The organism is Streptomyces sp. YGL11-2, assembly GCF_050054615.1.
In the GTDB taxonomy this organism is placed as follows: domain Bacteria; phylum Actinomycetota; class Actinomycetes; order Streptomycetales; family Streptomycetaceae; genus Streptomyces.
The window spans coordinates 1-5,901 of sequence record NZ_JBNHIN010000118.1 but is presented as its reverse complement, the minus strand read 5'-3'; the positions used below and the strand labels follow the sequence as shown (position 1 = coordinate 5,901).

At 63.4% G+C, this 5,901-nt stretch carries 8 protein-coding genes and 1 pseudogene; all 9 read right to left on the bottom strand.

Annotated features, from left to right (window positions below):
- Positions 1-276: 276 nt before the first annotated feature.
- On the bottom strand, positions 277-1,320 hold the full coding sequence (locus tag ACO1BR_RS43680; protein WP_426800684.1) for a hypothetical protein: 1,044 nt from the start codon (positions 1,318-1,320) through the stop codon (positions 277-279).
- 220 nt (positions 1,321-1,540) lie between these two features.
- The gene (locus tag ACO1BR_RS43675; RefSeq protein ID WP_426800683.1) at positions 1,541-1,894 is read right to left on the bottom strand and encodes a hypothetical protein; all 354 of its coding nucleotides are present in this window, start codon (positions 1,892-1,894) and stop codon (positions 1,541-1,543) included.
- A gap of 105 nt (positions 1,895-1,999) precedes the next feature.
- A pseudogene (locus ACO1BR_RS43670) lies at positions 2,000-2,146 on the bottom strand (IS630 family transposase); the annotation flags it as partial.
- Positions 2,091-2,300, bottom strand: a complete 210-nt coding sequence (locus ACO1BR_RS43665) for a helix-turn-helix domain-containing protein (protein WP_426800685.1) — start codon at positions 2,298-2,300, stop codon at positions 2,091-2,093. The pseudogene ACO1BR_RS43670 and the gene ACO1BR_RS43665, both read right to left, overlap by 56 nt.
- Before the next feature lie 195 nt (positions 2,301-2,495).
- Positions 2,496-3,155, bottom strand: a complete 660-nt coding sequence (locus ACO1BR_RS43660; protein ID WP_426800682.1) for an SUKH-3 domain-containing protein — start codon at positions 3,153-3,155, stop codon at positions 2,496-2,498.
- A gap of 21 nt (positions 3,156-3,176) precedes the next feature.
- Positions 3,177-3,581, bottom strand: a complete 405-nt coding sequence (locus tag ACO1BR_RS43655) for a YwqJ-related putative deaminase (protein WP_426800681.1) — start codon at positions 3,579-3,581, stop codon at positions 3,177-3,179.
- Entirely contained in the window at positions 3,574-4,032 is a 459-nt protein-coding gene (locus ACO1BR_RS43650; RefSeq protein WP_426800680.1) for an SUKH-3 domain-containing protein, read from the bottom strand. Before ACO1BR_RS43650 ends, ACO1BR_RS43655 begins: the two co-directional genes overlap by 8 nt.
- 11 nt (positions 4,033-4,043) lie before the next feature.
- The gene (locus ACO1BR_RS43645; protein WP_426800679.1) at positions 4,044-5,000 is read right to left on the bottom strand and encodes a YwqJ-related putative deaminase; all 957 of its coding nucleotides are present in this window, start codon (positions 4,998-5,000) and stop codon (positions 4,044-4,046) included.
- Positions 4,997-5,722 carry a WXG100 family type VII secretion target gene (locus ACO1BR_RS43640; RefSeq protein ID WP_426800678.1) on the bottom strand — a complete coding sequence of 242 codons (726 nt, stop codon included), beginning with the start codon at positions 5,720-5,722 and terminating at the stop codon, positions 4,997-4,999. Before ACO1BR_RS43640 ends, ACO1BR_RS43645 begins: the two co-directional genes overlap by 4 nt.
- Positions 5,723-5,901: the final 179 nt, after the last annotated feature.

The window sequence follows — 5,901 nt, the reverse complement described above, 5'->3', positions numbered from 1 at the left end:
GCGACCTGGCCAACGAGTTCCCCGACCAAGTCAGTGCCCCGCCCAAGACGCCGAAGGACATGAAGGCCCCGAACGACGGGTCCGCTTCTGAGCGGTACGGCTGGCGCGAGATGAGACGCCGCCAGTCCTCCCGCCGGATCTGTGTCGAGCACGCTACTGACATCGGCTCGTCAGCGTGACAAACTCGCCGTCGTCGCCCTCGACGGCTTCATAGCAGGCACCCGCACGACCTCGACAATCCAGTTTGGCCAGACTGCGTTTGATGCGCCGCCGGGGTCAGGCCGGATCGTTTTTCGATGCCTCAAAATGCCTGCCCACCATGGACATGGCGGTACGTATGACAGGGTCGCCGGAGGACATGGCCCGCCGCCACACATCCCTGCCGGTGGGGGGGAAATCGACCACCGGTGGTGTTTCAGCGATGACGAAATCAACGGTGTCCCAGTAGATTCTTCGGACAGCACGATACAGCACGGTCTCCCGCCCGAAATCGTTCTTCCACCGCAGAGCTTCACTCATGTTGTATTGCAAGGCTGAAACCGGGAGGTGCGTACATCCCTCCGGCGCCTCACCGAACCGCCCGACCAGGACGTCCTTGTTGAGTCCGTAGAGCGCCTGCACGCATTTCCCCCACCCCTCCAACTCCGCCTCGATCCACCCCGTCGACTGCAACGGGTAGGCATGCGCCATCTGGTGGCTCGCCTCGGTGAAGAGATGACGCCTCACGATGGGATGGCAGTAGGCACCCGTGTGGTAAGCGCCGATCTCCTTGCGCTTCACGTCATACAGGGCATGCACCATCGTTACGGCATAGGACATTCGCAGGTAAGCCACTCCCGCCTCGTCCAACTGGCCCGAGCCTCTGAGGCCAATCCATTGGGCGTCCAACGCCCAATGGGTGCCCATGAGATCGGCATCCGTCTCCGCGAAGCGCCGGAAGACCGCCTCCTCGGCCTCGTCGCGCACCAGACCTCGATGCCTGAATACTTCCAGCGCCTTCGCGTGACGGCGGTAGGCATGCGCCGCTTCATGGCCGATGACATACATGAGCGCAACTTCGGTCAGGCGCACCGCGTCGTAATGGGAGATCTCGACCTGTGCGAACAGGTCTTCCAACTCCGCCCACCATGGTCCGTCACCCTTGTTTCGAACCTTCCCGAAGAGAGGGAACAGACCTGGGGAAACCTGCCATTTCCCGCTCTGCCGAACAGGAATATAGAATTTGACGGAGTCCCAATAGCCGAGCAGCAGGTGAGCCAGTACGTAAAGGCGGCACACCAAACCGAGGGGGACCACCACTACATACTCCCCCTCACTCACCTCCTTCGTCCTGCAGGTGAAGAAGGGCGAGTTCACCAACTCCAGTCGCGTGTGAACCCCCGTCTTGCTGTCGCCCTCGCTCAACCACCAGCGCGAGAAAAGTAAGACGCCCGTGCACATCTGGGACAGGCGGTCCCGGAGGAAGGGAGGATAGTCCTCGCTCGTGACGGCTCCTCCGGTTGCTGCTATGAACTCATCCGCAAGCACGTGACTCTGGCCCTCACTCGTCACCACTGCATATCTTGCGGACACCCACATAAGCGACCTTAACCGCAAGCACGGTGACCGGGACATCGACCTTGAAGTTCACATTCAGCAACGCATCCACAATCGCCGCAGCCAGCAGCTGATTGTTATCCCCCGGATTCTCCAGCGCGCGCTCGATCGCCTCCTGCCCACAGATGGCGCTGCGCAGCCTCCCCCGCAGCGAGGCGAACCACCGACCCGCGATGAAGACGCGCTCTTCGTCGTCGTCCTCCTGACTCCCCAGATCATGCGCGACGAGATGCTCGGCGATCACCAGATCCAGATCGCGTTCCGAGAGCCCCACCAGATAGCCAAGATCTTCCTGCACGCTTCCCCTCCCACCCCGGTCCTCATCAGCCCACGCGTTCACTTCCCCCAACTCCCAATTGGCGGGGGCCCGCTGGCAGTTGACCAGTCTACTGACCTCGACTCGTCAAGGTGATGTCGGACTGTCAAGGGTCAGACCGGTGCCCGCTATGAAGCCATTGAGGGTGTCAGGCCGGTACTGTAGGCGTTTGAGTCGGCTACGGACGAGCGTTTCCAGGCGGTCGAGGGCGACGACAGCAAGGTTGGCCAGGCTCTCGACCCTCTGCCGGGAGCAGAGCCACCAGGGGGCCGTGCCGATTGATGACCCGGCCGACGGCCGCCGGGGAGGTCCCGAACAACGGCGCCAGCTGCCGCATCGTGAGGTTCGTGCGGCAGTACGCGGCCACCAGCAGCACCCGGTCCTCCAGCGACAGCGCCCACCGGCGACCCAGTCAGTCAGAAGCCAGGGGCCGGCCGCCCTCACGGATGACAGCCCACACCAGACGCTGGAACTGGCCCGGGCGGAGCCCGGTGAACACCTTGATGAGCTCATGGCGCTGAGCAGTGATGACCTGCACAATCAGCCCAACGCAACACCCCGCTACCGGTTTACGAGGCAGGCTTCAGCCAAAGGCTCGCCGGATCTCGACGTCCAACCCCGTACCCTCCGCCTCGTCGAAACAGTCGACAGCAGGCGGGACCGCGTCCACCGTGGTCGCCTCCACCGTGGCCGTTTCCTCCCTGGCCGCTTCCTCCCCCCATGTGCCATCCGCTCGGACGCGCTGCGGACGGCGGCCTTCGATGAGGGTCGTGAGGCCGGCGAGAACGGTATCGCCGGCGAACCACCAGCCGCCGTGGTTGACGAGGAAGAGCCTGCTTTCCTCGTCAATGGCCAGCAGTGAATCCTCGCCGTGGGAACCGAACGGGAAGAGCCGATGGCCGATCTTGACCGCAAACCGCTGAAACGTCCGGAGCGAGTGGCGCCCCTCGCGCGGATCGATCACCAGCCCGTGCAGGGCCACTTCTGCGCCCGGACCGTCCAACAGGAATTCCACGCCGTGAAATTCGCGCAAGGCGCGCTCCGCGGCCGCGAACAGTTCCCAGGTGCCGCCGCCTTGCGGGCTGACCGTACTGACCGTTTGCAGCATGGCCAGCGGCGCTGAAGGGCCGACATCCCGTCCCGGCGACCAGCCTGCCTTCTCCAGGACGTCGCGCACCCCCGGTCCCACGTCATCGCCGACGGCCGCACTGGCTTTGCCACTCATGCTGGTTGCTTTCGCCATGTCCATCCTCAACGCCCCTCATCAGAACCTGATGAACTCGATGCCGAGCCGATCCAGCAGACCTTGGCATGCACGACACGGCTCCGTGGGCCGGCCGTGGTCCGGGTCTCCGTGCTCGCGGATCATCTTCGACGTCATGGCGGCTCCGGCGAAGTGCGGTGCGGCTTCCGCCAAGGAGATCGGAGGTAGCCCCGGCCGTCTGGCGTCCAGCGCCCAGAGCTGGTCGGATACGAGGGTCGATTCGGCGCAGTAACCGAGAAACGGTTCCCGCAGCTCGATGGGGATCTCGTCGAAGTAGGCGCGCACCGTCGGATGAAGGTTCGGCTCGCCATCACCACTCAGATTGGTGTGGCTGACAACGGTTCCCTGAACGAGGAGGGATGAAGCCGTCCCGGGAACCACTCCATCTTCCGGATGCTCAGACACTTTGAAAATTCCCTCTCAACCAGTTGCCGAAGGCTTCGTATTCATCGGCCCCGATATACGATGTGCCGGTGTGATGGATGTAGTAGAAGCAGCCGTCTTCGGCCAGGGCGAAGATGCCCCCTTCCGGCAGATCATAGCCGACCCGAAACAGGCTCTTTCCGATTTCCTGCGCAAGCTCGGCGATTTCCTCGAAGTCTCCCTCGTAGCCGCCGGTCGGATTGGTGACGAGCTTGTCATCCGGATTGCCGGGGTGTCTGAGTTGAAGCAGTCCGTACGTGCGGACAAACTGCTCCGCCGCTTCCGAGGGGACTACCGGGAAACCCTCCGCCACCGAATCCGCTACAGCGTCGTCGATGAATTCACGGGCCTTGTCGACAATATCCCGTTCCGGACTCCATCCGTTCGCGGACAGCCATTGCAGAATTTCTTCCCTCGACATTTCGGGGATCATGGCAGACCTCATCATTCACTGTGAACAGATATCCCAAGAGCTGGCAGCATGTGTTCGCACGACCGGCACGGTGGTTTGAAAGCCCCGTGCTCCAGTGCAACGACCTTCTTTCCCGTCTCCGGATCCTTCTCCTTGAGTTCACCTATCTGGCGGCTGTGCATGACACCTCCTTCAAGCTCCCTACGGGCATCCTCGGGAGTCTTGATTCTAGTGCCAGTGGGATCCAGCTGGTGGAGCCGGTCGGAGACGAGTGAGACTTCGGCGCAGTTACCGTGCCCCACTCCTGGCCTATTCCCTTCGGCCAGCTGTTTCGCTTTGACGTCGTCGAGCAGATTCTGCAACGCCGGGTGCGCCTTGGGGTGTTCCTGTGCGACGGGCGCCGGAATGCCGGCGTCAATATCCTTCTGTGATTGCGGCACCTTGCGCCTGACCGAACTGGTATGCGCGGTGATCGTGCCGTCATGCAGGAAGCTTCCCGCGCATCCGTCCTTCCGGTAGTCCTTGCCTGGGACGATGTTATTCGGGTCGGCTTTTCTCGCGTCGTCCGCAACATGCCGGGATTCATCGCCGAGGACCTTGAGCTGGGCTTCCCGGTCCATTCCCGACACGTCGACGGGCGGACGGCGATGATGGCGCATCTCATCGGAGCTGTGGCCGTGCCACCACGGGTTTCTTCCCGAGCCGCCGGCCGGACCGTTCTGCCCGCCGCCCTTGCCGCCCCCGCCCGCGCCGGAAGAACCGCCGCCCTGCGGCTTGGGGCTCTTGGGGTCCTTCGTACCGTCCTTGCCGAGGCCCTTGAAGTGGTCGGCCACACCCTTGTCGTTCTCGGCGTGGTTGGCGGCGACCTTCTTCATCCGCTGACCTGTCCCGTGGTACAGGTCCTCGACTGCCTTGCCCGCGTCCTTGCCCAGGGCCTTGCCCAGCTTTCCGGCGCCGTGCTCCAGCGCCTTGACGACCGGATTGGTCATACGAAGCTCGCCCCCGCAGCCTTCGTCTCGAATTCGGCGGCGTGGCCCGCCACCGTCCGTGCATGTGCGTGCAGCTTCTCCGCGCGCGCTTGCAGCGCCTCGGGGTGGATGGAGAAGCTCCCGCCCGACCCGCCGCCCCCGGAGACGCCGAGGGCGGACTCGGCAGCCTGGAACACCAGCCCGCTCACCGCCTTGCCGACGGTCTCGACGAGGGGGTTGATGGCCGCCTCGATGACCTGGCCGATGATGTACTGCTCCAGCTGCTGGACGAGGTAGTCCATGAGCTTCTCGGCGGCCTCGATGACCAGTGCTTCGGCGGCTTCGGCGAGGCCGAGGGTGGCGACGGCGGCGGCCTGGTCGGCGACGAAGGTGATGGCCAGCACGGTGAGTTCTGCGATGGCTTCCACCTTCATCGCCACGATCGTGTCCGCCGCAATGTCCAGCGCGTCGGCCACCACATGGCAGGCGTTGACCAGCTCGGTCATGTGGCTGTCGGACATCTGGCCCCACTTGGCCAGCAGCGCCTCGTACGACGCGCCCTGATACACGTCCTCCAGCTGCTTGATCGTGGCGGTGGAGTCCTTGTGGGTGTCATCCACCTTCTGTGCGAAGTCGCGTACGTGGGATCCGAATTCGCGGACCTTGTCCTCGTTGATGTCCGGCCAGTTCACCCCGATGAACTGGAGGAACGACACCACCTGACCAGGCAGTTCGATCGCCATACTGCTCCCCCTCGTTGCTGGCCGCAGCAGCTCAGCAGACCAAGTTCAAGGAGACACAAGGAATTGATCAAGAAATAACCTGGTAAAGGTCAATAATGCCTCTAGCCTCAAGACCAGTGACTTAACGGTCCCAGCTTCTGGGGACTTTGGTTGGCGGGTTGGTCGGGGTGGTGCGCCAG